The 25,768-nt window shown below is 46.6% G+C and carries 24 protein-coding genes; 11 read left to right on the top strand and 13 right to left on the bottom strand.

Annotation, left to right across the window (positions count from 1 at the left end):
- Positions 1–253: 253 nt before the first annotated feature.
- Positions 254–1,024: an imidazole glycerol phosphate synthase subunit HisF gene (gene hisF, locus QUA97_RS15860; RefSeq protein WP_194067565.1), complete on the bottom strand. Its 771-nt coding sequence runs from the start codon at positions 1,022–1,024 to the stop codon at positions 254–256.
- A gap of 819 nt (positions 1,025–1,843) precedes the next feature.
- Between hisF and QUA97_RS15865 the strand changes: the two genes are divergently transcribed.
- From QUA97_RS15865 to nadB, 3 genes are all read left to right on the top strand, one after another.
- A complete protein-coding gene (locus tag QUA97_RS15865; RefSeq protein ID WP_194008151.1) occupies positions 1,844–2,830 on the top strand; it encodes an adenylate/guanylate cyclase domain-containing protein in 987 nt (328 codons plus the stop codon).
- A 202-nt stretch (positions 2,831–3,032) separates the two neighbouring features.
- Positions 3,033–3,467: a photosystem II complex extrinsic protein PsbU gene (gene psbU, locus QUA97_RS15870; protein WP_194067564.1), complete on the top strand. Its 435-nt coding sequence runs from the start codon at positions 3,033–3,035 to the stop codon at positions 3,465–3,467.
- Between the two features lie 465 nt (positions 3,468–3,932).
- Positions 3,933–5,585, top strand: a complete 1,653-nt coding sequence (nadB, locus tag QUA97_RS15875) for an L-aspartate oxidase (RefSeq protein ID WP_333195195.1) — start codon at positions 3,933–3,935, stop codon at positions 5,583–5,585.
- Positions 5,586–5,595: 10 nt separating this feature from the next.
- On the opposite strand, the gene QUA97_RS15880 is transcribed toward nadB, so the two are convergent.
- The 4 genes from QUA97_RS15880 to btpA all read right to left on the bottom strand — a co-directional run bounded on the left by QUA97_RS15880 (position 5,596) and on the right by btpA (position 11,862).
- The gene (locus tag QUA97_RS15880) at positions 5,596–5,874 is read right to left on the bottom strand and encodes a hypothetical protein (RefSeq protein ID WP_333195196.1); all 279 of its coding nucleotides are present in this window, start codon (positions 5,872–5,874) and stop codon (positions 5,596–5,598) included.
- An 892-nt stretch (positions 5,875–6,766) separates the two neighbouring features.
- Entirely contained in the window at positions 6,767–8,872 is a 2,106-nt protein-coding gene (locus tag QUA97_RS15885; RefSeq protein ID WP_333195197.1) for a CHASE2 domain-containing protein, read from the bottom strand.
- Between the two features lie 905 nt (positions 8,873–9,777).
- Positions 9,778–10,704 (bottom strand): vitamin K epoxide reductase family protein, encoded by a 927-nt coding sequence (locus tag QUA97_RS15890; protein WP_333195198.1) that lies wholly within the window; start codon positions 10,702–10,704, stop codon positions 9,778–9,780.
- 270 nt (positions 10,705–10,974) lie between these two features.
- Entirely contained in the window at positions 10,975–11,862 is an 888-nt protein-coding gene (gene btpA / locus QUA97_RS15895) for a photosystem I biogenesis protein BtpA (RefSeq protein WP_194067559.1), read from the bottom strand.
- Positions 11,863–12,148: 286 nt separating this feature from the next.
- Between btpA and QUA97_RS15900 the strand changes: the two genes are divergently transcribed.
- Positions 12,149–13,120 carry an SGNH/GDSL hydrolase family protein gene (locus QUA97_RS15900; protein WP_194067558.1) on the top strand — a complete coding sequence of 324 codons (972 nt, stop codon included), beginning with the start codon at positions 12,149–12,151 and terminating at the stop codon, positions 13,118–13,120.
- A gap of 373 nt (positions 13,121–13,493) precedes the next feature.
- Here QUA97_RS15900 and QUA97_RS15905 read toward each other — a convergent pair whose 3' ends face one another.
- The gene (locus QUA97_RS15905) at positions 13,494–14,546 is read right to left on the bottom strand and encodes a Gfo/Idh/MocA family protein (RefSeq protein WP_194008178.1); all 1,053 of its coding nucleotides are present in this window, start codon (positions 14,544–14,546) and stop codon (positions 13,494–13,496) included.
- A gap of 209 nt (positions 14,547–14,755) precedes the next feature.
- Here QUA97_RS15905 and QUA97_RS15910 point away from each other — a divergent pair, with 209 nt between their 5' ends.
- Complete coding sequence (locus tag QUA97_RS15910) at positions 14,756–14,908, top strand: PEP-CTERM sorting domain-containing protein (protein ID WP_228049979.1); 153 nt, start codon at positions 14,756–14,758, stop codon at positions 14,906–14,908.
- Between the two features lie 9 nt (positions 14,909–14,917).
- Here QUA97_RS15910 and QUA97_RS15915 read toward each other — a convergent pair whose 3' ends face one another.
- From QUA97_RS15915 to def, 3 genes are all read right to left on the bottom strand, one after another.
- Positions 14,918–16,255: a PrsW family glutamic-type intramembrane protease gene (locus QUA97_RS15915; protein ID WP_333195199.1), complete on the bottom strand. Its 1,338-nt coding sequence runs from the start codon at positions 16,253–16,255 to the stop codon at positions 14,918–14,920.
- A 424-nt stretch (positions 16,256–16,679) separates the two neighbouring features.
- The gene (locus tag QUA97_RS15920) at positions 16,680–16,880 is read right to left on the bottom strand and encodes a hypothetical protein (RefSeq protein WP_304941012.1); all 201 of its coding nucleotides are present in this window, start codon (positions 16,878–16,880) and stop codon (positions 16,680–16,682) included.
- On the bottom strand, positions 16,880–17,440 hold the full coding sequence (def, locus tag QUA97_RS15925) for a peptide deformylase (protein WP_194067556.1): 561 nt from the start codon (positions 17,438–17,440) through the stop codon (positions 16,880–16,882). Before def ends, QUA97_RS15920 begins: the two co-directional genes overlap by 1 nt.
- 102 nt (positions 17,441–17,542) lie before the next feature.
- Here def and QUA97_RS15930 point away from each other — a divergent pair, with 102 nt between their 5' ends.
- Positions 17,543–18,055 carry a DUF1648 domain-containing protein gene (locus tag QUA97_RS15930; RefSeq protein WP_194067555.1) on the top strand — a complete coding sequence of 171 codons (513 nt, stop codon included), beginning with the start codon at positions 17,543–17,545 and terminating at the stop codon, positions 18,053–18,055.
- Positions 18,056–18,149: 94 nt separating this feature from the next.
- Here QUA97_RS15930 and QUA97_RS15935 read toward each other — a convergent pair whose 3' ends face one another.
- Positions 18,150–18,605, bottom strand: a complete 456-nt coding sequence (locus QUA97_RS15935) for an aspartyl protease (protein ID WP_194067554.1) — start codon at positions 18,603–18,605, stop codon at positions 18,150–18,152.
- Between the two features lie 119 nt (positions 18,606–18,724).
- Between QUA97_RS15935 and QUA97_RS15940 the strand changes: the two genes are divergently transcribed.
- The 3 genes from QUA97_RS15940 to QUA97_RS15950 all read left to right on the top strand — a co-directional run bounded on the left by QUA97_RS15940 (position 18,725) and on the right by QUA97_RS15950 (position 20,613).
- Complete coding sequence (locus QUA97_RS15940; protein ID WP_194067553.1) at positions 18,725–20,017, top strand: pentapeptide repeat-containing protein; 1,293 nt, start codon at positions 18,725–18,727, stop codon at positions 20,015–20,017.
- 98 nt (positions 20,018–20,115) lie between these two features.
- Positions 20,116–20,352: a hypothetical protein gene (locus tag QUA97_RS15945; RefSeq protein ID WP_333195200.1), complete on the top strand. Its 237-nt coding sequence runs from the start codon at positions 20,116–20,118 to the stop codon at positions 20,350–20,352.
- Between the two features lie 66 nt (positions 20,353–20,418).
- Positions 20,419–20,613: a hypothetical protein gene (locus tag QUA97_RS15950; RefSeq protein ID WP_333195201.1), complete on the top strand. Its 195-nt coding sequence runs from the start codon at positions 20,419–20,421 to the stop codon at positions 20,611–20,613.
- Between the two features lie 38 nt (positions 20,614–20,651).
- Here the strand turns inward: QUA97_RS15950 and QUA97_RS15955 are convergent, their stop codons facing one another.
- A complete protein-coding gene (locus QUA97_RS15955) occupies positions 20,652–21,296 on the bottom strand; it encodes a TenA family protein (protein ID WP_194067550.1) in 645 nt (214 codons plus the stop codon).
- A gap of 287 nt (positions 21,297–21,583) precedes the next feature.
- Here QUA97_RS15955 and QUA97_RS15960 point away from each other — a divergent pair, with 287 nt between their 5' ends.
- The gene (locus QUA97_RS15960; RefSeq protein ID WP_194067549.1) at positions 21,584–22,546 is read left to right on the top strand and encodes a glycosyltransferase family 2 protein; all 963 of its coding nucleotides are present in this window, start codon (positions 21,584–21,586) and stop codon (positions 22,544–22,546) included.
- 85 nt (positions 22,547–22,631) lie between these two features.
- The gene (locus QUA97_RS15965) at positions 22,632–23,231 is read left to right on the top strand and encodes a glutathione S-transferase family protein (protein WP_194067548.1); all 600 of its coding nucleotides are present in this window, start codon (positions 22,632–22,634) and stop codon (positions 23,229–23,231) included.
- Between the two features lie 66 nt (positions 23,232–23,297).
- Here QUA97_RS15965 and QUA97_RS15970 read toward each other — a convergent pair whose 3' ends face one another.
- Both QUA97_RS15970 and QUA97_RS15975 read right to left on the bottom strand, forming a co-directional pair.
- Positions 23,298–24,206: a DMT family transporter gene (locus tag QUA97_RS15970; protein WP_194067547.1), complete on the bottom strand. Its 909-nt coding sequence runs from the start codon at positions 24,204–24,206 to the stop codon at positions 23,298–23,300.
- A gap of 371 nt (positions 24,207–24,577) precedes the next feature.
- Complete coding sequence (locus QUA97_RS15975; RefSeq protein WP_194069240.1) at positions 24,578–25,591, bottom strand: Gfo/Idh/MocA family protein; 1,014 nt, start codon at positions 25,589–25,591, stop codon at positions 24,578–24,580.
- Positions 25,592–25,768 lie beyond the last annotated feature (177 nt).

Here is a 25,768-nt window from a genome sequence, read left to right on the forward strand (position 1 = left end):
TCTGAGGGGGCTCTCCTCGCTAAGGCAAAAAACCCGGTGTTTTTGAGCATCGTGGCTGCTATTCGACAGAGATCGATCGAGCAACCGGGTTTTTTGTCCCATGCATAATATCGTGGACGGTGGCATCGGAATCATAAAATCGAGTCAACAGTCAGTAGGGGCGGTGGATGGTGCGTGCGGGCCCTCTTAACAGTCAACAGTCAACAGTCAACAGTCACCTGACGGCGCAACCGGAATTGATATAACTCCTAAACTACTGCAGTCGCACGGGAACTTGATGTTTTGCTAGATAAGTCTTAATTTCTCCGACGCTCAGTTGCCCGTAATGTAGGAGGGAAGCTAGGAGTGCGGCTTCTGCTTTGCCCTCTGTCACCGCTTCGTAGATGTGGTGACAGTTACCCGCGCCGCCGGAAGCAATCACCGGAATTTCTACAACTTCGGCGATGCTGCGGGTTAATCCCAAGTCGTAACCGGCTTGAGTTCCGTCAGAGTCCATGCTAGTCAACAGAATTTCGCCGGCACCGCGCTGTGCGGCTTCCTTGGCCCAGACGATCGCATCTTTCCCGGTATTTTCTCGCCCCCCGCGCACGTACACGTCCCAACCGGGATTATCGGCATCTTGCCGTTTGCGGGCGTCGATCGCCACTACAATGCACTGATTGCCGAATCGATCGCTGGCTTTGTCAATCAAACTCGGATCGCGCACTGCCGCCGAATTAATGCTGACCTTATCAGCGCCCGCCCTCAACAAACTTTTAATCGTGTCCAAGGATTGGATGCCGCCGCCGACAGTCAAAGGGATAAATACTCGATCGGCAGTTTGGTATACCACATCAATCATAATGTTCCGGTCTTCGTGAGTCGCGGTAATGTCCAGAAACACCAACTCGTCAGCACCCGCATCGTTGTATACCTGAGCCATTTCCACCGGATCGCCAGCATCCTTAAGGTTGACAAAATTGACACCTTTGACCACGCGGCCGGCTTTCACATCCAAACAAGGCAAAATTCTTTTTGACAACATAAAATTCTCGTGTTTGTAATTTATACCAGTTCCCAAAAAAAATGCAACTGTAGCCTCGCGACCGAAACCATTATGCAGTAAGTCAGATCCTGTCCGATCGATTGACGGATCTCAGTAAGGATCGCGGGTGCGTCAGTCAGTGTCGGCAATCCGGGAGCGGACGCTAGGACGCACGCGCGAACCATTTTTGCTATGGTAATCTATCGGACATGATATCAATCCCAATTTATGGAATCTAAAATCTAAAATGCTATTGTTGACAGATACTTCAAGCCCGGATCGGCCACTGCCCGGAACAGGCTCTGTTGATATCTGGCAAAATTAGAAGCCAAGTAACAAATCTTACAGGTAACTGATGTTTTAACAATTCCCGGTTGGAGCTACAGAGCCATTTGCCAGTTTTTTTTGGCAAAAAGCAGCAAATTTAACTCCTGAGATACATCTCTGGCGTAAAAAATATGACACTTTCGCTTAAGATCGAAACATAACTACCTTCGCTGGCGATCGTATTGTGGTTAGGCAATCCTGTACGGGTTCGGTGCATCGAGGATGGACTAAATAATTTTAAATTTTGAGAACAGCCGATTTAAGGTTTTTTACTGGCAATCATTAGTTATCAATAGTCCGGACAGTTTTCAATCACTAACGGCAGAATGGGGGTTTCATCCTTCTCAGTGAAGTCCAATGCTAAGGGTAAAATGAGGGTTTGGGCCTCGGTCTCAAAAACTCTCCGGAGTATTCATGATTGAGCCACGTACTAAAGTTAAGATTGAAAGTTGAAAACCTCAAATCGGTTGAATTGATGTTGTTTCTAGGGCTGTGGTGACTTTGCAAGCCAATCCACATTTGTTACTTCGTACAGAAAGCGGCAATCGCTACTTGCCGCTCTCCGGCAGCAATTGCTGGACAGTAGGGCGGAATGATGACAATAATTTTGTATTGACCGATCGCTGGATTTCTCGCAATCACGCGATGTTACAGCAAATGGAGACGGGAGAGTTCTACTTGATTGACTTGGGAAGCCGCAACGGTTCCTTTGTCAACGGGCGGCGGGTGAGTATTCCTGTGACGCTCCGAAATGGCGATCGGATTATTTTCGGTCAAACCGAATTGGATTTCTACAACCCAGCCTCCGGCCGCCGGATCGATCGAATACACGAGACAGACTCAGAAGATTTTACGGCGACTTTAACCGTCCGCAGCCTGATTACCGTCATGGTAATGGACATCCGAGATTTTACCGTTTTGACTAGACAGCTAGACGAAACCCTACTCTCCGAAGTCATCGGGAATTGGTTCCGCAAAGCAGGACACATCATTCGCGAACACGGCAGTTGGGTGGACAAATACATCGGCGATGCGATCATGGCCGTGTGGTTTCACAAACCAAGCGGTGTCAGCACCGAGGAAATGATGCGGATTTGCCAAGCCTTGAGCCAACTGCACAAGGCAACAGACGAACTCAGCAGCCGTTACCCCCTGCCTTTTCCTTTGCGAGTAGGGGCTGGCATTAATACCGGTTATGCAATGGTGGGAAATTCTGGCAGCAGCGATCGATCGGACTACACCGCCTTGGGAGATACCGTCAACGCAGCATTTCGCTTAGAATCTTGCACCAAGCAACTCGGCAAAGATATCGCCGTGGGAGAAACCACCTACAAATACCTGACCGAATTGGGTGCCGAGGGTGCTTTCGAGCAGCACACCGTTGCTTTAAAAGGTTACGAAACTCCCAGCGTGACTTACGGCGGTACTTATTCTGACTTGAACGCTTTTCTCAAAACCAAAGGAAAGAGTTCTGAATAGGTAAAAAACTAGGTGCAGCGTCAAAAATCAACCGATCGCCTCACCTGCGACTAATATCATATATAGTCCGCAATGTCAATACATGAATGTAAACTTTTTTGACATCTCTGCGCGTGCTGCGGATTTATCTAACAAACTGCATAAGCAAAATGGTAGTCTCTACATAATAAATGCTTTGCATGAAATTGGGAGACAAAACTTCATGAAACGATTGGGTCGTCTATTGGCAGTATTGGGCCTAGTGCTGGGCTGCTTTGCATGGGCAGGAGACCAAAGCGCGATCGCGGCGACATTGAGCCGTCTCGTCTTACCACCATCCTCGCTGATAGTGCTTGACGTTCCGACTAGAACAAATCGCGCCGATGACAAACTTGCCACAGAATACGGCAAAAAAATTGACTTGAACAACAGCGGCGTCCGGGATTTTCGGGAATTTCGAGGGTTGTATCCTACTTTAGCTGGACTAATTATTAAGAATGCTCCTTACGAAGACGTTGAGGACGTACTCAACATTTCAGGCTTGACGGATGCTCAGAAAAAAGTGCTGCAGGCTAACCTGGACAAATTCACCGTAACTGATGTCGATTCAATATTTATTGAAGGAGACAACAGGTTGAACAACGGTTTTTACGACTAAATAGCAGCGGGCCTCCTTTAAAGGCAGAAAGCAGAAGGCAGAAGGCAGAAAGCAGAAAGAAAAAAAATTTTCTAGAGGCTGATGACTTCTGCCTTTAATTTCTCCAGAATTCGGCAAAGCTGGCAAAAATTTGCGAGGTTGAAATCAGCGCGTTTTCGAGATTAAAATCAAATCCTCTCTTCATCGGAATGATTCAGATATACATTCTCGGACTCTGTGTACTCTGTGTAGTAATAAGGTTAAATCATTCCCATGCAAGCGGAAACGAGATCATTTGTAGGCTCAATCTAAAATAGACTGGAGTTGCATAAATCCTCGACTAATACATAAACCGCAGATGAAAGGGTGATAAACACAGATAATGAGTGCAAGAAATATCAGATAAAATCGACAGACATTAATTCTCGCCCCAAAATTCAGATTGAGAGTTAATTCTAAAATCTAAAATCTAAAATCGGCAGACTTATGACTGACAAATTTGATGTATTAGTGATAGGTGCTGGGGCGGCCGGTTTGTACACGGCACTTTGCCTTCCAGAACATTTACAGGTGGGTTCAATTAATAAAAATACCCTGCCTGTTTCTGCCAGCGATTGGGCCCAAGGAGGAATTGCTGCGGCGATCGCCCCGGAAGATTCGGCAGCGCTGCACGTTCAGGATACAGTGGCTGCAGGAGCCGGTCTTTGCGATTTGGAAGCGGTCAAATTTTTAGTCGAGGAAGCTCCCGATTGCATTGATTCCCTCGTGAAAATGGGCGTGGCGTTCGATCGCGCCGGCTCAGATTTAGCCCTCACCCTAGAAGCCGCCCACTCCCGCCGCCGAGTGCTCCACTCCGCCGACACCACAGGGAAAGCAGTGATAGGTACCCTGACAGCAAAAGTATTGAGCCGCCAAAACATTCAAGTCGTATCCCCCGCCTTTGCATTGAGTCTGTGGCTCGACGAAAGCGGGCGCTGTCAGGGCATTAGCGCGATTTGTGGCAACCGAGTCAAATGGCTGCGGGCATCGGCTGTGGTGCTAGCGACAGGCGGCGGCGGACAGGTTTTTGCTCAAACCACCAACCCGTCGGTGAGTACCGGAGACGGGGTGGCAATTGCGTGGCGCGCCGGGGCGCTGCTGCGAGATTTAGAATTTGTGCAGTTTCACCCCACGGCGCTGAGTAAAGCTGGCGCGCCCCGGTTTCTGATTAGCGAGGCGGTGCGGGGAGAAGGAGCTCATTTGGTTGACAGCAAGGGATATCGCTTTGCTTTTGACTCTCACCCCAGCGGGGAACTTGCGCCTCGCGATGTTGTCAGCCGCGCTATTTTCCGCCATTTGCAGAAGACGGGGGAACCTCATGTTTGGCTGGATTTGCGCCCGATTGCGGTCGATCGGCTGCGCTACAGGTTTCCGAATATTATTCAAGTCTGCGCTGATTGGGGAATTGATATTTTTTCCGAACCGGTGCCGGTGACGCCAGCCGCCCATTACTGGATGGGAGGGATTGTGGCTGACAAGTTTAACCAAACTTCGATTCCGGGTTTGTACGCGGTGGGAGAAACTGCCAGCACGGGGGTACACGGTGCCAACCGGTTGGCGAGCAATTCGCTGCTGGAATGTCTGGTTTTTGGCGCGCAGATGGGACTTTTGCAGGTGGAAGGTGAAAAGTCCAAGCCATTCACGGATGAGGTCGATGTAGGGCAAATTTGGGAAAAATCGATTTCTCCACAGGAGATTGAGACGATCGAAAAATTGCGGGTGGAATTGCCGAGTTTGCTGTGGCAGAGTGCGGGAATTTGCCGGGGAATGCGAGATTTGGAAAGTGCGATCGTCCAAGTTGAGATTTGGCGACAAGAATTTGCCTCTTTGCCTTTGAGTCAAACGCTTGATAATTTGTCGCCCGGACAAACTATTGATTTTTCGTCGGATAATGCGGAAAATAGCTCGGTTTTGCGAAATTGGGGAGAACTTGGCAATTTATTGGATATTGGTTACTTAATTCTCAAAAGTGCTGCGTTTCGCACGGAAAGTCGCGGCGGCCACTATCGTGTGGACTATCCCCTGACCGATCGAGATTGGTGCAGACACACTTTAATTAACCAATCGAATTGGTACAAATCCGATCTCATAGAAGATTAAAAAATTGGTCTCAGCGCGTTCCCGTACCGTCACTTTTCGGGTTCCCGTTGGGGTCTGGTTCATATTTTGAGGTCTTTCCAGACCTAGAAGTTTCGGCGGCTGCCAAAAATGTGGAGGTCGATCTCGGATTGGTTCGTAGTGTATCCTGGCGTCCGCTCACTTGTTGCGGACTAAAGTCCGCACTACGAACCGTTTTTGTGATGGTAGCGGCCTTGGCGATGCCGATCGTGTTCACTTGCAAGCATACAGCCAGAGTAGCCGTTGTTGTGAGCTGAATCAAAGTACGCATAGTATTTATAGCCTTATTCAAATCACCGAAGTAGATGCACCTCTGTACAACCTAATTATATCTATCACTTTCCGTATTTACACTGATATCTTTACATTTCCTTTATTTAAATTTCGTAAAGTTACGTAAAAAATTATAAATAAAGACTTTTTGGCGATTTAAATTTGGTCTTCTAGCTCAGTTTTTGAATCTTTTAATTAGGACTGACCCATAGGGAACTAGAAACCGAGTTTTTTACGAAAAGCGCGTTGCAGCCCCGAAATTCGGCAAACAACCCGGTTTCGAGTTGTAGGGTGCGGCTCTCTCAAAGACGAGGAAAGAGGCGAAAATTGTTCGTAGCGGCAATGTGCTTTTATGAAATCATGGATTGGGGCATCTTACCCGGATTTGGTATGAGATGCTCCAGCAGAACCTCTATCTGTAGGGTGCGGGGTGCATGGAGCCTTACCCCTACAAGCAATAAATAATATCGTTTCCGGCTGGATCGTCAGGTGATAAATTAGAGGGCAATTCATGAAATATTTTTACAAGTCGCCACCTATCTCGGCGCAATTTTCAGTTGTTCGATTCACAGTCAACAGTCAACATCATGGGGAGTCCAACCGGAATTGATATAAAACTCTTTTTTGCCTCAGTCCCGATTTAGATGAGACGACAATCTCCAGTCATAAGTCAATACGGTTTACTTAAGACGATCCCCCTGGCACACCCCTGAAAAAGGGGGGAACAAGAATCCCCTCAAAGTCAACCCCTACTCCCCGACTATCCAGGGGATGCGAGGGGGATCTCCGGGGCATAAATATGTTAAGTGAACCCTATTGAGTCATAAGTTTCATGATTTTTGTAAGTCTATCTAATGACGGATGACTGATGACGGATGACTGATGATAAATTACTCAAGAAATTGATATTGATTTTTCCCCCGTTCCTTAGCACGATACATTGCAGCATCGGCATTTTTGACTAAAATCTCTGACTCTTGACCGTCAGTTGGATATAAACTAATGCCAATACTTGTAGTTACAGAAACTTTATGTTCTTCTAAAATAAAAGGCTGCACGATTGCCTCGCAAATTTTTTCAGCTACTTTTGCAGCTTCCTCATTACCGGGAATTGCCGACAGGATGACTGTGAACTCGTCGCCGCCCAGCCGCGAGATAATATCGCTGCCGCGCAAGCATTGTCTGAGCCTGTTAGCAACTGATTTTAAGAGCAAATCGCCCACATTGTGTCCGAGAGTGTCGTTGATAGACTTAAATCCATCTAAATCTAAAAACAGTAAAGCTACCAATTCTTGATTGCAGGAAGCTCTTTCTAGAGACAGATGCAAACATTCGTAAAACATTTTACGGTTGGGCAAACCTGTAAGAGCATCGTGAGAAGCTTGGTGGCTGAGTTCAGCATTTTTTTTCTCTAGAGCATCTTCCCGAAGTTTCCGCTCGGTAACATCTCTGATAGCTCCGACTAAAAATAAGTTGCCGGCAGCATCTTTGTGCAGGGTTCTTTTAGTCGCAATCAGATGCGTAATTCCGTGGGCATCGGTAAAATATTCTTCATTTTCTTGCGGCTGTTGAGTTTGCAATACTAATTCGTCTTGCTGCCAAAATATATCGGCTTCGGCTTGGGGAAATAAGTCGTAATCTGTGCGATGGGTTAAAATTTCCCAAGGATAGCCGATTAACCGACAATAGGCCTGATTCAACACAACCCAGCGGTGATTTATATCTTTGACAAAAATCGGGTCTGGAATTGTATCGATTAGGGATTGTAAAAATTCTTTAGAGCGTTTTAGTTCTTCTTGCAAGTGAGCCAGATAGCCGACAACTGCTACGCCAGAACCCAAAAGACTGAGGATTGCAGGAATTAATGGCAGCCACCAACCGTCTAAAAAAGCTAAGTATAAACTGGCACTCAAACCGAGACAGATACTTGACAAACACCCAGCCGATCGCCCGAGCGATCGCAACTTCCAGCTCACACTCGCGCCCGCCCAAGACCACAGTAAAATCCACAGTAACTCCCCAGCCTCGGGCCAAACATTGATACCTCCGCGTCCGTCGAGGGCAGCACTCAAAATTTGGCTCAAGAAATGAGCCTGAAGCTCGACTCCCGGTATGGGCTGGGGAGGAGCAAACACACCGGAACTGTAAGCATTTTGCTGAAAGTCTTTGAGGCTGGTGGCTGTTGAGCCGATCAAGACAGCGCGCGATCGCACAAAATCCGCCGGTACTTTGCCAGAAAGCACGTCACTCATCGATGCAGTGCGGAAACTGCCGATCGGGCCGCGCAGAGCAGCCAAAATTTGATAGCCGCGGCTGTCTGCTCGCACGTAAGCACCGTCATTCGGCTCAAAAGGTCGAAACACCCCCTTGCCTAACTGCAAGTATTTAGGATTGACAGTTGCTGGCTGAGGGGAAATCCCTTCGCCTTCGAGATAAAGCAAAGCCAGTTTGAGCGCGAAGCTTTCATGAGTTTTTCCGTCTCCGGGCCAAGAGTAAAGCAAAGCTCGGCGCACTTTACCGTCAGCATCGATGACAACGTTGTTGAAACCGACGCGCGAGGACTCCTCAAGTACCGGAGGGGGCCGAACTCCAATCCTAGTTTCATCTGGCATCAACTCAATGCCAATTAAGTTAGGAATAGTTTTAAAAGTTTTGAGCAATTCGGCGTTACCCGGTTGAGTCGGCAAATCTCGGTAAACGTCGAGACCGATCGCCCGCGGCTTGCCAGCGTGCAATTTTTGCAGCAATTGGGCCAATACAGCATCGGAAATTGGGTAGCCGTATTTTTGCAAGTCAGCTTCCTTAATTTCTACAATCACGATGCGCGAGTCAATGGGTTCGGCGGGCCGCCCGCGCACAAAGTGGTCGAAAGCAGTCCATTCCCACACCTGCAAAAATCCGAACCAGCGCAGTACAATCACCGTACCGGCAACCGTACTGGCAGTAATCAATACTCTGCGTTCTCGATCGAGCCATTTTTTGATACTTTCTATCATAATTTTGGGAATTTTTGCCTCGCCTTTCGAGCATCTAAGCTACTACTACATATAGCTTTTATATCTTCTCGGCGATCGGCTCAGTCGATCCTGGCAAAATATCTCATTTGACAAGAGACTGGAGTTGCCTAAGTTTTTTATCGCACTTGGCAACCGCAGATTTCAGGCAGATAGACCCAGATAAACGCAGATAATTGCAGGAATTGAAAGCGAATTAATGCAATACCAGTTTAATGAGTCTGGAAGCAGAAATCCGGTTTTTTGATTTTCTTTGTAAAACGTCTAGTATTTCTAGTATTTATAAAAATTATAATAAAGCTTGCTACAACAAAAATGTTGGGCAGTGAAACTCTGGGTTTTTTCTGGGTTTTTGAATATATCTGGTGCGGTTCTATGAGATTGTTGGTCTTTCTGGAAGATGGTCGATTAATCTGCAGTTTAGGGAAATCTATTGCATGAAGGAATGATAATTAGATTTTTTTTTCAGGCTTAATACTACAATACTTCCGAAAGTATTTTAAAATTCGCACCAACTAATTTTTAAGATGTTTTTATGGATTGTATAGCGGTTCTGACAAAAGTGAAGATAGCCCTATGCCCGGTTTGGCCTATGCCCTATGCCCGGTTTGGCCTATGCCCTATCCCGGATAGTACCTCATCTTTCGCTTGAAAGGCTATAGATACGATATTTTTGAGCGATTTTACAACAGCAGAAAATGATTAGACCTCTTGCACTCATTCGCAGAGCAGATTAAATTATCTGCGTCTATCGGTGTTTATCCGCTTGAAATCTGCGGTTTACCCATCAATCAAATATTTATGCAAGAGGTCTATTAGCTAAGCTTAAAAACACCGGATCTTTCCTACCCCAAAAAATCTCGGATCTCAACTCTCAAGCCTTGCTGTCATTTTTGAAAGTTGCGCGGGCCAGTGTAACCGGATAAATCAGCGAGTTTATCCAAAGTTTGTGTCCCCGAATAAAACTGACCTTGAATTTCCCAAGTAGGGAAACCTTTAATATTTGCAGCAGCGGCTTGGCAAATTTCAGCGCGGGAATTTTGCCCTCTGGGATCGCATTCAAAATAATCAATTATTTTGGCTGCTTCTTTCCCAAACAGCATTTTTTGATCGTGACAGTGGGGACACCAGTAAGCGCCATATTCTTTAGCGCCGATTTGTCGGAGATGGCGGGCTAAAGCAATTTCTCCTAGCCCGGAGGTTGTGGTGACTGCTGGGGGTAAAATTCCGGGGGTAGAAGAAACAAAAGGAGCGGGTGATCTGACGCTGTTGTATAGGGCTAAAGCGCCGATCGAACTCACCATCACCACCAAAATGCCTGTAAAAACCAATTGTCCGATATCTTCCCAGTCACGCCCGACTAGCGCTAGCACAAACAGCGACAGGGCAAATAGGGCGGAACTGATGCAGTAAATGCACAGATCCTTAATTTCAAAAGCCATCAAATACATCAAATAGCTGCTGAATATTAGCATCGCAGCGGTGATGATAAATAGGGCTTGCCAAGTCCAATTTTCTAGTTGAGAGTGCTGTCGTTTGTTGTTATCGGGATTGACGGCTTTGGGAGCTAATGCCAGGATTGCGATGCTCAGGTATGCCAGACAACCTAATAAACTTAAAGGCACTGTGCCAAAGACGGTAGCGTAGGGACTGTTGAGAACTTTGTCGCAGCCGCTGGTGGGACAAATTACTGAGTTTGTTGTGAATTTAGCGATCGTCAGATAGGCCGTTTCTAGGACGCCGATGGCTGCGATGGCTGCCATCACCGTCCTAGACCAGCGATGAATCCAAGGGGTTGAACGTCGGCGAATCATTTTTTTGATTTGGGAATTGTTAATTGTTGACTGTTGACTGTTGACTGTTAAGTCAAGAGTTAAGAGGGCGGGCTCGCACCATCCACCGCCCCTACTGACTGTTGACTGTTGGCTGTTAACTGTTGGCTGTTAACTGTTGGCTGTTAACTGTTAAGAGGGCCCGCACGCACCATCAACCCCCCCTACTGTTAACTGTTGACTGTTGGCTGTCAACTGTTAACTGTTGCCAACTAACAACTAACAACTAACAACTAACAACTAACAACTATTTTACGTTTTACTTCTGACTTTGCTCGGTTCCGGTGTTAGCCCTCTCGAACCATTAGCGTTTTTGTTTTCTTGTTCGAGCTCTTTCTCGGAAAAGCTGCGATGGGCGGCTTCTACAAATTGACTGACGCGGATGGGATCGATTGGTTGTTCGATGCGGCCGTTTCGCTTCAGCGAGCTCGACACAATTACTCCGTCTGCAGCTTGCATGAGGGTGGAAATGTTTTCCCACGATGCACCGCTACCGATGAATACAGGAGTTTCCCCCGCTGCTGCACTCGCAAGTTCTAAGTCTTCGAGATTGGGTGGGCTGCCGGTTGTCCAGCCGGAAAGAATTACGGCGTCGGCTAAGGCGCGCCCGATCGTCTCTGAGACGGCTGTGGTCAAGTTGGAGCCTCCCAGGGGTCGCCCGTGCTTGACTAGCACGTCTGCTAATATTTTGACATCGCTTCCCAATTCCCGACGGTAGCGCAGGAGCTGGTGTGCTTGGCCTTCAATTAAGCCTTGGTCTGTAGCCATGATGCCGTTGAGGACGTTGACGCGGATGAATTGAGCTCCCGTGCAGGAGGCGATGGCGATCGCGCTGTGGGCGTCGTTTCGCAGCACGTTAACGCCGATCGGCAGTGTCACGAGATTTGTTAGCCTCTCGACTACCAGAGTCATCGCACTGACAACAGCCGGATCTACGCTGTCTTTGGCAAAAGGAGCATCAAAAAAGTTCTCGACTATGATACCGTTTGCGCCGCCAGAAGCCAGCGCTGTAGCCTCTTGCTCGGCTCTTCCGATAATAGCTTTGAGGTTCCCGCCCCAGCGGGGAGAAGTTGGCAAAGGCTGTAAATGTACGACACCGATTATGGGATTCGGCGTTTTGAATATTTGTTTTAAGTCCACGGATTTTCCTGAAACCACCAAGTTCACTGACGGCTGACGGCGGATTTTGACGGTATATTCTAGAATTCTATATCCACGCGGGCGATTCCGCTGACTCGATCGCGCTGCAGAGTTGCTAAAAGCCTGAATTGGGCAGCATTTAGTCGATTTTCGATTCGGGTATTGCAGATTTTCGATTTACTCAAAGCGAGGTGAATTACCGGAGGTTGAACAAAAGTCTCAAATTTTGCACTCTCTACCACAGATAGTACGTGGCACCGTATCCGTTTTAGATTGAGGTTAATCGTTGAAATTTGTTCTGATAATTTTGGCCCTCACCTGCGGATTGTGGGCCGCAATCGAAGTGCTGCTGCGGGTGTTGCTGGGTTTTGGCAATCCCTTGATTTACATTGCTGATGCGGAGTGCGGCTATTTGTTGGCGCCCAACCAGAGGGTGCGCCGTTTGCGAAACCGGATTGAGATTAACGAGTATTCGATGCGTACTGGAACGATCGCCCCACTCCCAGCCTCAGACACTCTGCGGGTTTTGCTGTTGGGAGATTCTGTCGCCAACGGCGGTTGGTGGACAGATCAGACAGATACCATCTCCGAAATTATGGCTCGGCAGTTGAGGCTGCAAGTACAAAATCTGGCAACCAATGCACAATTAAGTTCAAAAGTCAACTATTCAAAGTTTGAAATTCTGAATGCCTCAGCCAATTCTTGGGGGCCGAGGAATCAACTTGCTTACGCCCAGCGGTTCGGTGTTTTTGGGTCAAAAATTCTGGTGTTGCTGCTGAATACGGACGATTTGTTTGCATCTGCTCCTTCTTCTCTGGTGGTGGGGCGCGATCGAGCTTACCCGGATCGCCAACCGCTCTCGGCCACGCTAGAATTATTGAGCCGTTACTTGCTACCTGCGGTGCCGGCGAGCCAATTAGCAGCAGCCGTAGCCAAAAGTGGCGATGTAGTCGGCTGCAACTTAGAAGCTATTGGCCAAATCCGAACAATAGCTGTATCGGCTAAAGTCGAGTTTTTGCTAGCGGTGACTCCCAAGCGCCATGAATGCGGCGAGGGCCCTAGAGACTGGGAAGTCAAGGCTAGAGAGCGTCTCGCCGAACTTGTCGCACGGGAGAAAATTACTTACATAGATTTTCTTCCTATTTTCAATTGTGCGGCGCAACTTGCAACATTGTATCGAGACAGCATTCACCTAAGCCCTCAAGGAAATCAGCTAGTTAGCCAAACTATCAGCAGTCAAATAGTCGCTCTTTTTTAAGAGAAAAAATTGTGACTTTAGCCAAAGATGGATAATTGCCCTCCCCCGACATAGGTTGTGGAAAGCAAAAAAGTTTAAATTTTAGTTCAATCCCGCACATTGCATCTGTGGAGTCAACCTCAAATCTGAGATTTCAAATCGACAGTTTCATCTCCCAATAAAGGATGTGAAGTCAATCTCAAATCTCTTATCTAAAATCTTCGTTTAATCCCGCAGATTGCATCTATGGAGTCAATCTAAAATCTACAATCTACAATCTAAAATATAAAATCGAGTGACATCGAATCCGGTTGCGCCCAAACAGTTACCCTATTCAACAAACAACAAACCCCAAACTGTCAAGGCACCCGGAAACGACAGAATTTGTCTCGATTTAGCTAACTTGCAAAGTAGACTCTAGCTTTTGTGGATACCAAGCTTGACCGTCGAGAGCCATTTGCTCGATCGAACTCGCAAGCCGCAGAGCTTTGAGAGCTTGTTCTCCTCCGACTGAAGGCTGATTTCCACCCCGCACGCAATTAATAAAATGCTCCAATTCTGCGTGGAGCGGTTCAATATTGCTGGTGTAAACTTTCTCGATCAACCCATCTTGACGGTAAAGCACCTGACCGTAATCTGTCACGTAATTGGCGGTGGTTTGTCGGTGAATCAAGATTTCGTTGTTAAGAAAATCTGCCTCTGTCAAAGAATTTTTGCAGTGAGCGGCGATTGAACGAAGTTTGCGGTGCGTCACCTTGCTTGCTGTCAGGGTGGCCACAATGCCGTTAGCAAAGTTCAGCGTCGCTGTCACGTAGTCTAAATAACCTGAATCTGATGCGCGGCTACCGCTAGCCGTCAATTTTACTACTTGAGAATTTGCCAATTCCAGAAGCAAGTCGATGTCGTGGATCATTAAATCCAAAACTACCGATACGTCGTTGGCCCGATCGGAATAGGGACTCATCCGGTGAGCTTCCAATGCCAGTAGCTCTTCAGTTTTCAGCACTTTGCCGAGTTCCTGAAAAGCTGGATTGAAGCGTTCGATGTGACCCACTTGCAAAATGCGGTGGGCTTCTGCAGCGGCGTTGACTAAAGATTCGGCTTCAGCAATGCTAGCTGCGATCGGCTTTTCAATTAAAACGTGAACCCCTGCTTGGAGACAAGACATCCCCACAGGGTGGTGTAGGCGAGTTGGAACGGCGACGCAAACTGCATCTACGTGGGCGAGCAAATCTCGGTAGTCTTCAAAGAAGCGAACCCGGTATTTGCTTGCTACATCAATTCCCCGCTCTACATTTATATCTGCAACACCCACGAGTTCGATATCTTTTAGCAAGCTCAGAACTCGCGTATGGTGTTGGCCCATATTGCCAACCCCAATTACCCCAATGCGGAGGGGTTCGGGTTGACTTCGCTTGACGAAAACGTTTGCGTATCCCAATGACATCCTATCTAGCACTCCTGGATTCTCCTCCACCACAGGAATCAAGCCCGTTGGCTTCCCTAAGCTACTCACAGCTCATCCAGATAGTACCACAGTCAAACTATTTGTGAAGAATTTCTAAGTTAGGCTGGGATTCTGGCCGTCAGCAATTACGCAGGTGCTACCTATGCACGAGAGCTTAATATTGCGGTATTTTTCTAGGAAATTACGTATTGACAAATATCATTATACATGATCGATATGCTGCGGGCGATCGCCTGGATACCGCCGCCGAACCAGTTCCCGAACCTCTCACCGTTGGAGGGACAGCTTTAGGATTGGCCGGTTTAAGCTGGTTGAAACACAAGAAAAAAATGGCTGCTTGACCTGCTAGTTCACTTTTCATAAAATATGCGAGTAGCAAAATTTTGCTCTCGATTCGGAGACAAAGCCCGGGCTTTCAAAATTGCAGCTACTAAAAACGCATAGGACAAAACTCCCACCAAGGCCAGCAAAAGTACGCTGACTGCTCCCGACGCATTCCACAAAGCGTGAAGTGCGGAGGCGCTAAAATAACCTACGCCCAAAATTTGCCAGCGCTTCCTGGGTTTGAGGGCGCTCAAACCGATAAAATATCCCAAATAGCCGCTGTAAGCCATGTGTCCGGCGGCGGAGCCTAAAATGCGGGGAATTAGCAATTGCAATCCTACTAATTGTCCGGCTTCTGGGCCTGCTTGCAGGGTGATATTTTGGATGATATTGGGAACGTACTGGCCGAGAGTTTCTAGTAGTGTAAAGCCGACTGCTGAGGCACTTCCTAACAGAATTCCGTCTAATGGTTCCCAAACGCCGATGCGATCGCGCCAGGGATTTCTTAGTAAATTTCCCAGCAGCATTGCTCCCAAAACGGGCAGGGCTTTCAGCAATTCTTCCATTAGACCTGCCCCGAAGAACATTCTGATTAAAAAAGGTAAAAAACTGATTTGTTCGCCTTCTGCGGGCAAACGACCGGGTAAAATTTCTCTAAATACTAATATAAATCCAATCAATAAGGGGCTTAGCAGTATCAGGACTGTTGCTAAAGCGGTACCAAGCAATACCCACCAAGGTTTGTGTTTGCCGCACAGTTGATAGATGAAGTAGTAAGCTGCACCGGCAAGGTAGGCTGACAGCAGGAAGTTGAAGGCTGCGGAATTTCCGACGGCGAGAAACATCGACACGACAAAAATAACTGTGGCTATACCTGGATATAAGTATGCTTTTTGGCTTAATTGTTTGCCGGTGGAGGCGATCGGGAATAATTGAGTTAAAGTTAGAGCGTCTTTTTCGGGCGGCTCAATATTGCCGGTTGGGGTGTGGGAGAATCCGGGTTTATTTTGGTGAGGGGTTGTGGAAGTTTCAAATATGAATTCAGGGCCGTCTTGACCGAGATTGATGCGATCGCCTGTTTGTAAAGTTTGGCAGCCTTGCAGTTTTTGACCGTTGATATAAGTTCCGTTAGCGCTGTTGAGGTCGCAAATTTGCCATCTCGTCCAATTACCATGAGTCAGGGGACGGACTGCGGCGTGGCGGCGGGAAACCATGCCGTGGGCGATCGACTCTAGGGCTATGTGACAATTGCGATCGCGTCCGATCGCCACTTCCCCATATTCAGAAAGTGGGTACTTGGATGCTGGTGCTGCCGCAGAGCCTTTGGCGGACACTTGTCGCAAAAATCCGATTTCATTAGTCATTAGTTGTTAGTCATTAGTTGTTAGTTATTAGTTATTGGTTATTGGTTATTTGTTATTGGTTATTTGTTATTGGTTATTTGTTATTGGTTATTTGTTATTTGTTGGTAGGGGCGTTGGATGGTGCGTGCCCGCCCTTAGTTGGTGGGGGCGGTGGATGGTGCGTGCCCGCCCTCAGTCGTTAGTTATTAGTTGTTAGTCATCAATCATTAGTCATCAGTCGTTAGCCGATCTAATCTGTTGGCAGTATTGATAACATAGTTATTAGTCATTTTCTCGCTGTTTAGTGATATTGTTTATTATCCGCAATCTTGATTCCACAGTTATGAGATTTTAGATTCCGACTAATAACCAATAACTAATAACCAATAACCAATAACCAATAACCAATAACTAATAACCAATAACCAATGACTAATGACTCTACCTATAGATTTGCTCTAGCATCCTGAACGGCGGCATAGAAAAATATGCCTGTTAGCGGTACGCTGAGGGCGAGGATGATACCGGTCACTACATTTCCGAGTTGAGCGTCTCCCGAAGACAACTCAAAGATGGAGCCGACGGCGGCGATCGCAGTGATGCAAGAAAGAGCTAACAATAAACCACTTTTGGGAGTTCCTGCCATCATATTGATTTTACTGCCTTGGGCGAATATTTTTGCTTGACTAATTCTTCATTCAATGCCAGCTTGTTTTCTACTCTGTCTACAAACAGCACACCGTTAAGATGATCGATTTCGTGTTGGATCACCTTAGACAGCAAGTCTTGAGCTTTGAGTGTTTGGGGGCGGCCGAATTCGTCGCGGTAAGACACTTCAATGACTTCAGGGCGTTTGACATCAAAATAAACTCCCGGAATGCTCAAACACCCTTCTTGCAAGATGCAGACTTGGCTGCTGCTACTTTTGATGGTGGGGTTGATCAAAACCAATGGAGGTATCGCGGGATTGTCGGGTTCGCAGTCGATCACAATTACTTGTTTGTGGACTCCGACTTGGGGGGCTGCTAAACCGATGCCGTCGGCACTGTACATGGTTTGCAGCATTTCTCGGACTAACTGCCGAATTTCTGCATCGACGCTGCTGACGCGCTTTGCTGGCTGCCGCAGGACGCGATCGCCTAAAGTGTGTATTGTTAGGGGCGGTTTTTCTAACTTTTTCTTTTCCACCAAAACCTGAACCGTCATAAAACCTCGCGAGATTGTTTGAAAATCCCCAACGAAAGCTGTTGGGGGAGGAAATGGGAAGCAATACTATTACTTTCAATCTTAATCTAATTTTAAGTAGCCATGACTGGAAACACACCAAACCAAAGGCCTGTTAGATCCCTGGGGCTTTCGCCTGCTGATTTGGCGGTAGAGTTCGCCGGGGCGATCGCGATTGTGCTTGCTGTTTTGCCGATTGTAGAATTTTGGGCTGTTTTGCCCGATCGAATTCCGATTCATTTCGGATTTTCCGGGCAACCTGATACTTGGGGCGACAGGGTGACAATCTGGATACTGCCGGCGGTGGCTGCCATTATTTTTGTGGTTTTAACAGCAGTATCGCGCTATCCGCATACTTTTAATTATCCAGTACAGATTACCGAAGAAAATGCGCGCCGACAATATCTCCTAGCCAGAAGCCTTTTGGTTTGGCTGAAAGCGGAGGTTTGTTGGCTGTTTGCTTTTGTGGTGCGGCAACAAATTCTTGTGGCTTTGGGCAATGCTCAAAGGTTTAGTATGGAATTGCTTTTAGGGATAATTGTTTTGATATTTGCAACGGTTGGTTTGTATTTGTTCAAGGCTTATTCTGCTCGATAAATATACGCAAAAACTATCGTCTAATAAGGTTTGTAGCGATGACTTTAGTCTGCATCAATCCTAAAAATCGGATTCTTCACGACAAAAATTTCAACTAACCCATCAGATATGTTTGCTGATTGTTCATCGGCAACACTCGCAACCGTCGATTTTTCAAATCTGGTTCTAGACCTAGTTCTTCCATTGGAATCACGCCCAACAAAACCGCCGAAACGCCTTCGGGTAACTCTAAACAATCAAATCTGCCTTCTCTCCCCTCTACAATAATTTGAGCGCCTGCAAAAATTCGACCTTTTTTGATGCCAGCCGATGTTTCTACGTCTCTTTCTCCTACTTGTTTTAAACCTAGTTGGCTAATAATGGGAGCTGGTAAGGAAAGCAGAGTTGCTCCGGTATCGACAACAACGTTATCGAGGTTGACAGAGCGAACTTCCTCAGCAGAAATAAATCCCCGTTCAGCCATAACTAGATCGATGAAATTCGTGACGGCGATTGTAGTGATTACTTGACCCATTTGTTTGCTTTGAAGATTGGGGAGTACCAGAGTCATATTATTTTACCTATTTGAGTGTAATAATTGGAGATCTATATTGTAATGCTATCTATAATCGTACTTCATTGGTTAAAATCGTTTTAATGACTGCCAAAAATTAGAATTTGCCTCAACGCATGACACCAGAACCAAAGTCTGCTCAACCCAATCCTCCTGATTCCAACGTGACTGTAGAAAGTCCTAACGGTGCAAGTCCTGTTGTCCCACCAGAATCAGCAACAATCGTTGCTACTGCTGAACCGACAAAACCGCGACCTTCGCGTCCAAACCACATGATTTTTGCGCCGATACAGCCGGCACAAACGACTGCTGAGATGTCGGGTTCGGTGCTGACGCTGGCGGCGATCGTAGCAATGATTGTAGGGCTGGCTAACGATAGCATTTGGATCGGCTTAATTGGGGCCATCGGTGCGATCGGCATATCGCTGCGGATGATGTGGCCGAGTTGGGGCAAAATTTGGACGCAGGTAATTCCGCCGACTTGGCGCACGCTGATCATCTCCTGCTTCGGGCTTTTAGCTGGGATCGTTGGCTTGCTGATGCTTAGCGGTACTAATACTCAACCGGGAAGCCGCAACATCGAAATCAACTGGGACGCTATCGGAGCTCTCGGCGAGTTAATCGGCGCTTTGGGGCAAATTTTGATCGCAATTTTGGGCGTTTATGTGGCTTGGCGGCAGTACGTAATCTCGAAGGATTTGACGATTCAGCAAAATCGAATTACGCAGCAGCAAACTATTGATGCTTATTTTCAAGGGGTTTCCGATTTAGCCCTTGATGAACAAGGGTTTTTGGAAGATTGGCCCCAGGAAAGGGCGATCGCCGAAGGCCGCACCGCTGCAATTATGAGCAGTGTGGATGCTGAAGGTAAGGCGAAAATTCTGCGGTTTTTGTCGCAGTCGAGATTGGTGACTCCTCTGAAGCGCGATCGGCTTTTGGGCCGCGCCATCCTTGACGGCGACGGCGGCTACGCAGAAGACAGATCTCACGGTATCCGCGTCATCGATTTAAACGTGATGTTAGCCGGTGCTGACCTCGCTAGCACCGATTTGCGGTGGACGGAGTTGAGCGAAGCCAACCTTGTCCGGGCCAATCTCAGCAAATGCGATTTAGTCAAAGCCAACCTCTCGCGCGCTATCCTGTACGATGCCAAGCTCGATCGTGCTGACATGAAAGCGGCGATATTATTCTACGGCTCGGCAGAAACTGCATCTCCTCGCAGCCGCACGGAATTTCCCAACTATGAAACGGGCGAATATACCGGCGCGGTGGTTGAACGTGCTGATTTCACGGCTGTCAAGCGACTGTCAGAGGCTCAGCGCTATTACTGCTGCGCTTGGTGTGGCTCGAAGTCGAGAGACACTATTCCCGGCGGCTGCGAAGGGATTCCCAATAAACTCGGACGTTAAAATTAGCAGTCCCGCTGTACTTACGTATATATTTGGCGATCGCGCTCGCAGCGGACTATAGTTTAATTTTCCATCGACAGTTTTGCGCTGTTTTAGCCATGAGCAATACTGATTTAGCGGTTTTAGCGCTAGAAGTACGTCCGCGTCTGGAACACAACAACAGCAGGGATGGATGGATTTTTGTCGCTGCTATGTGGTTTCTGATATCGTTTCCGATAGCATCGGAATTATATATTTTAATCATTGATAGTGCGAGCGTCCCCGAAGAGCGATCGACTGCGCTCGGGGGGGACGATCGCACGCTCATAATTCCAATGCTACCGGATTTGATATGAATCGATCGCTAATTGCGATCGGGACGCAGCTAATTGCTCCTTTAATCTCCCAAAAAACCTCGATGTATGCCCTTCCTTCCCAAAAGCGGTTGGGAATTGTTTTCCCACTGGGACGGTAAATGGTACGTCCAAATAGCTACTTCAGGCTACAGCTATGCAAATAACGCGGAGGATCATTCTGTAGCTTTTTATCCGCTATTTCCTTTACTCATGGGCGGATTGATGACTTTCGGAATACCAGTGGAAGTAGCAGAGGTATGAATTAACTCTTGGGCATTTTTGGGTGCATTAGAGCTGGTCTACTTTTGGGTAGAACAATGATACGATATTTCCCACGCGGCCTGAAAAAAGTCTCTTTCGCACAGCATAGCGTAGCGATAGGTTGCTTCTACTTCCGGCGTTGTGTCAGCATAGCGATCGACCAAACCTTCCAGTTGTTTTGCTAAAATCTCAAACTCAGGGCTGCTGTAGGTAGAAATCCAGTCGCTAAAGGCGTGTTCCGGTATATTAGGCTTAGCTAACTGCTGTCCCAAAAAAGCATACAATCGCAAGCAAGGAGTCATCGCCGCTGCTGTCAAACCTACACCGCTTCCCCAGGCTGTTGCTAATAAAAAATCCGTGTAGCGGCGGGTAGCAATTCCCGGTTTTGCCTCTGGCAAATTTACACCCCATTGAGCTGCATATCCTTGATGCAAGTGAAGTTCTTCTAAAATGCCACTACCTAGATTGTGAAGAATTTTAAACCCCTCCCAGTCTGGTGCTTTTGCCGCAGCAATACTGTAAGCGCGAGCGAAGGCTCCCAGAAAAAAAGCATCTTGTGCAACGTAATATGCAAAACTATTTTGGTGGAGGCTACCGTCAGCAATACCTCTAACAAACGGATGTTGCAGACAAGCTTCGCTTAAGTCTTGATTTGCTTGCCAAAGAACGTTAGAATTTGTCATGCAATTTTGATTCAATGGGTGATGATTATAATTTATTATAAACCGAATAAACATCTATGATAACAGATATTTTTGTCTTGGTATTCTCAGTATTCTTCTATCTTAAACTTTGCTTATTTGAGCGATCATATAAATGTTGGAACGCTGATATTTTGGAGGCGTTTTTTGTCGGGATAGAAAAGCGAAATTACGCGCTGCCGCTATCCCTTGAAGCCGCCAGCGCGCTCGGCAAAAAACAAATAAACTCTTCATTGAACAATTAGAAAGAGGATGTACCAAAAACTGCTATGAACCATACACCTAAATATTCCTTGATAATTCCCATCTATAACGAAGAAGAAAACCTCCCTGAATTGTACCGGCGAATTAGTGGGGTGATGGAGCGCCTGGACGGCCCAGTGGAATTAATTTTAATCAATGATGGCAGTCGCGATCGCTCTCTCGACATTTTGCGAGAATTGCACGAACAAGACTCGCGAATTTGTTACCTCAGTTTTGCCCGCAATTTCGGACACCAAATAGCTGTAACCGCTGGTTTGAATTTTTCTACTGGTCAAGTTGCAGTCATCATGGACGGTGATTTACAAGACCCGCCCGAACTGATTTTAGAGATGATAGAACAGTGGCGCAGCGGGTATCAAGTTGTTTATGCCCAGCGCACTCATCGCCGTCAAGAAAGTTGGTTTAAGCGGTTGCCAGCTTATATGTATTATCGCATTTTGCGGAATCTTGCTGATGTTGATATTCCGATAGATACGGGAGATTTTTGTTTGATGGATAGGTGCGTGGTGGATGTGCTCAACGCCATGCCAGAACGCAACCGTTATATTCGGGGGCTGCGCGCTTGGATTGGTTTCAAACAAACTGCTGTTAAGTTTGAACGAGATCCGCGTTTTGCTGGCGATGTTAAGTATACTTTCAGCAAATCTTTTGCTTTGGCGATGAACGGTTTAGTTTCTTTTTCAAAAGTGCCTCTGCAACTGTCGATTTATTTGGGTTTGTTTTCGGCTTTGGTGTCTATTTTAATGGCTTTTTTGGTTTTGTACTGGCGTCTTTTCTCTCCGAGTACGGCCTTAACTGGTTTGACAATTATCATTATGGCAATTTTCTTTTTGGGTGCGGTGCAGTTGGTGAGTATTGGGATTTTGGGTCAGTATATCGGGCGGATTTACGAGGAGGTGAAGGGGAGGCCGCTTTATACGCTGGCTGAAGTGGCTGGTTTTTGCGATCGCCCAAAGTCGCCAAAATAATCTTAGCAAACAACAGTTAACTAATTGTGCCTAAATTCTATGAATTTATGATATAATTTAACACCATAAAATCTCCTCAAGACTCGTGTTTAAACTTTACGAATATTCTCCGTCAGGCAATTGCTACAAAGTTCGCTTGCTTTTAACTCAGCTCAATATTCCGTTCGATCGCACTGAAATTAATATTCTCCAAAAAGAAAGTCGGACACCCGAATTTTTGGTCAAAAACCCTAACGGCCGCATTCCTGTTTTAGAGATTGCACCGGGTAAGTTTCTGTTTGAATCCAATGCGATTATGTTTTACTTGAGCGAAAAAACTGAGTTTTTCCCCAACGATAAATTTGAACGGGCTCAAGTGATGCAGTGGTTGTTTTTTGAACAGTACAGTCACGAACCTTACATTGCAACTTCCAGATTTTGGATTTCTGTGTTGGGAAAAGCTGAGGAATATCAAGCAGCACTTCAACAAAAAAAAGCGCCCGGTTATGCCGCTTTGGGGGTGATGGAACAGCATTTAGAAAAAAATGACTTTTTTGTAGGCGATCGCTATTCTATTGCTGATATCGGTTTATTTGCTTACACTCACGTTGCTGGCGAAGGCGGATTTGATTTGACTGGGTTTCCGGCAATTCAAAATTGGATCGGTAGAGTCAAAAATCAGCCTCGATATATCAGCATTACATAAATCTAGGGTGCACCTCGCACTTTAGCTAATTTAAGCTTTGAAAAACCACAAAAAAATTAGTTCGCATCACAAATCTGCTGCTTGCTGAATTGATGCTTTTTTCCCTACTGCTACACAGATCACAACTAAACAAGCGCTGCCTAGGGCGATCGGTTCTATAGTTTCACCAAGCAAAATTGCCGATGCTAGAATAGTCAAAAATGGTTGCAATAACTGAATTTGCCCTACCCTGGCAACTCCGGCAATAGCCATCCCTTGATACCAGGCAAAAAATGCTACAAATTGACTGATAATACTCACATAGGCAAAACCCAACCATGCCGTCGGTGCAGCTATTAATCCATGTTGTATGACTACAAATATTGTAGGCAAAATCTCGAAGGGAGCGATAATTATCAATGCCCAACTAATAACTTGCCATCCGCCTAAAGTCTTAGCTAATTGCCCACCTTCGGCGTAACCAAAAGCAGCAGCAATGACTGATGCAAATAAAGCTAGATCTGCGGCCTGGAGTTGCCCTGCACCAGTAATAATTCCAAAACCAACGACGGTTAGACTCCCGGCGATACTAGCAATCCAAAAACTAGAAGATGGGCGATCGCCCGATCGCAAAACTCCCCCTACTGCTGTTGCTAAGGGCAACAATCCTAATACCACAGCACCGTGGGCGGCCGGTACTTGCTGCATTGCCCAAGCTGATAATAGCGGAAATCCGAGTACAACTCCCAATCCGACCATTGATAAACTCCACAATTGCGGTTTGGAGGGAATTGGTTGATGCGTTATCCGCAGAGTAAAGGCTGCTAGTATAGCTGCTACTAATCCGCGCCCTAAACCTACAATAATAGGGTCTAAATCCTGTACTGCGGCTCTGGTTCCTGGAAGTGTTAAGCTGAAGCCAACTACGCCTAAAAAACCGTAAATTAGCCCGATTGTTTCTGGGTCAAATTGATGATATTTCCAGGGTAATTTCATTTTTAATATATTTGTTAGGTCAGATATAGCCTTTCTGCGATCTCATAGGAGGTACTATAGGGCATAGGGCATAGGGCATAGGGAATAAGGCATACCTCACTTTTTTGAGAAAGGCTATAACGATCGGCGGTTGATACCGCTACTATAGCAATCCTTGCAGGAGTCGTAAAATTTTTACCCCACCCCAACCCTCCCCTTACCAAGGGGAGGGAGTAAGAAATTCACAAATGATTTAGGATTGCTATATACAGATAAAACTAGCCTCCCCTGCTTCAATAACTGGCAATTGAAATTACGTTGTTTGATTCAATCTTCTGAGAGAGAGGAAAGTTTGTATAAACATAGTTTCAACCGCCGTTTGAGCGGAATAGTTATGAATTGTCGATCGCCAATTTTTGATTAGTTTCGCTCGATCGCTTCGCAGCATCCGCCACCTTCAAAGCGTACAAGCTACTTGTATTATTGACATACAACGGCGTACCGTTTAGCAAACAGTCTAACACCACCTCGGTATCTTTGGCAAACAAACCGCGCCGCGTTCCTACTTTGATGGTTTGCCGATTTTCTCCTTGAATTAATTGACCGGATTCAGGAGTAAAAATCAGCGTTCCTGCTTCTCCGTAGATGGTAAAAATGTTTTCCGACTGCCAAAAAGTCTCTCCTTTTCCGTAAACCGCTTCCGCGAAAACGCCATTGGTGAAGCGTAACTGTGCGTTGCACAAACAAGCTTTGTAGAAATCCGGCTGAGTGTCCCAAAATTGAGTTTGACAGTTAACGCTTGTCGCTTCCCCGAACAAATCAGTAAATCGGTGCAGTCGAGAAATTGCACCAATTAAGGGAAAACCAAATAGGGAATGTTGAAAAGTCCAGCGCTTAGGTACTGAACGCACAGAGGTAATTGTAACGTAGCGGGCATAAAAAACTTTACCGACTAATGGCAAAGATTCTTTGATTGAGGAGTGCAAACCGCCTAACAATTCGATGTGTTCGATGTGGAGGAGTTTTTGCTTTTGGGCCGCAAGTTCGATCGCCCTTTCGCCCTCAGATAGTTCTAAAGATAGAGGATATTCCACCACAACGTGCTTGTCATTTTCCAGGGCGGCGAGGACTATCGCCCCGTGATCGCGGTTCACCGTACAGACAATTACCAAATCTAAATCGTCTCTTTCTACCAGCTTGCGCCAAGAAACCGCAGCTTCGGCGCCGAAAGTTTGGCAAAATGCTGCGGTTTTCTCCTGGTTGTGCCCCGCCACTGCTACCAAGTTCGATCGCGCGTCAGCTACCAGCGTCTCGGCTCTCAACTTAGCCGCAAAGCCAGTACCCACAATCCCGACGCGAATAGGGGAATTTAGGGAAAAACCAAAGCCAGCATTAATTTGAGTCATAGGATTTAGATTTTAGATAGTTACAGACTTGCGGTGTAGGGGTTTAGGGTTTTATTGCCCAAATTTTAGGCACAGAAGACAAACTCAAGCAAGCTTTGGGGAAAGTCGATCGACAAACCCCATAGCAAAAAACGGTTATTTGGACTGTAGGGCTCAAAACAGGATTTTTAAGAGAAA

Origin of the sequence: Microcoleus sp. CZ3-B2, from assembly GCF_036705055.1 — a bacterium.
In the GTDB taxonomy this organism is placed as follows: Bacteria; Cyanobacteriota; Cyanobacteriia; order Cyanobacteriales; family Microcoleaceae; genus Microcoleus.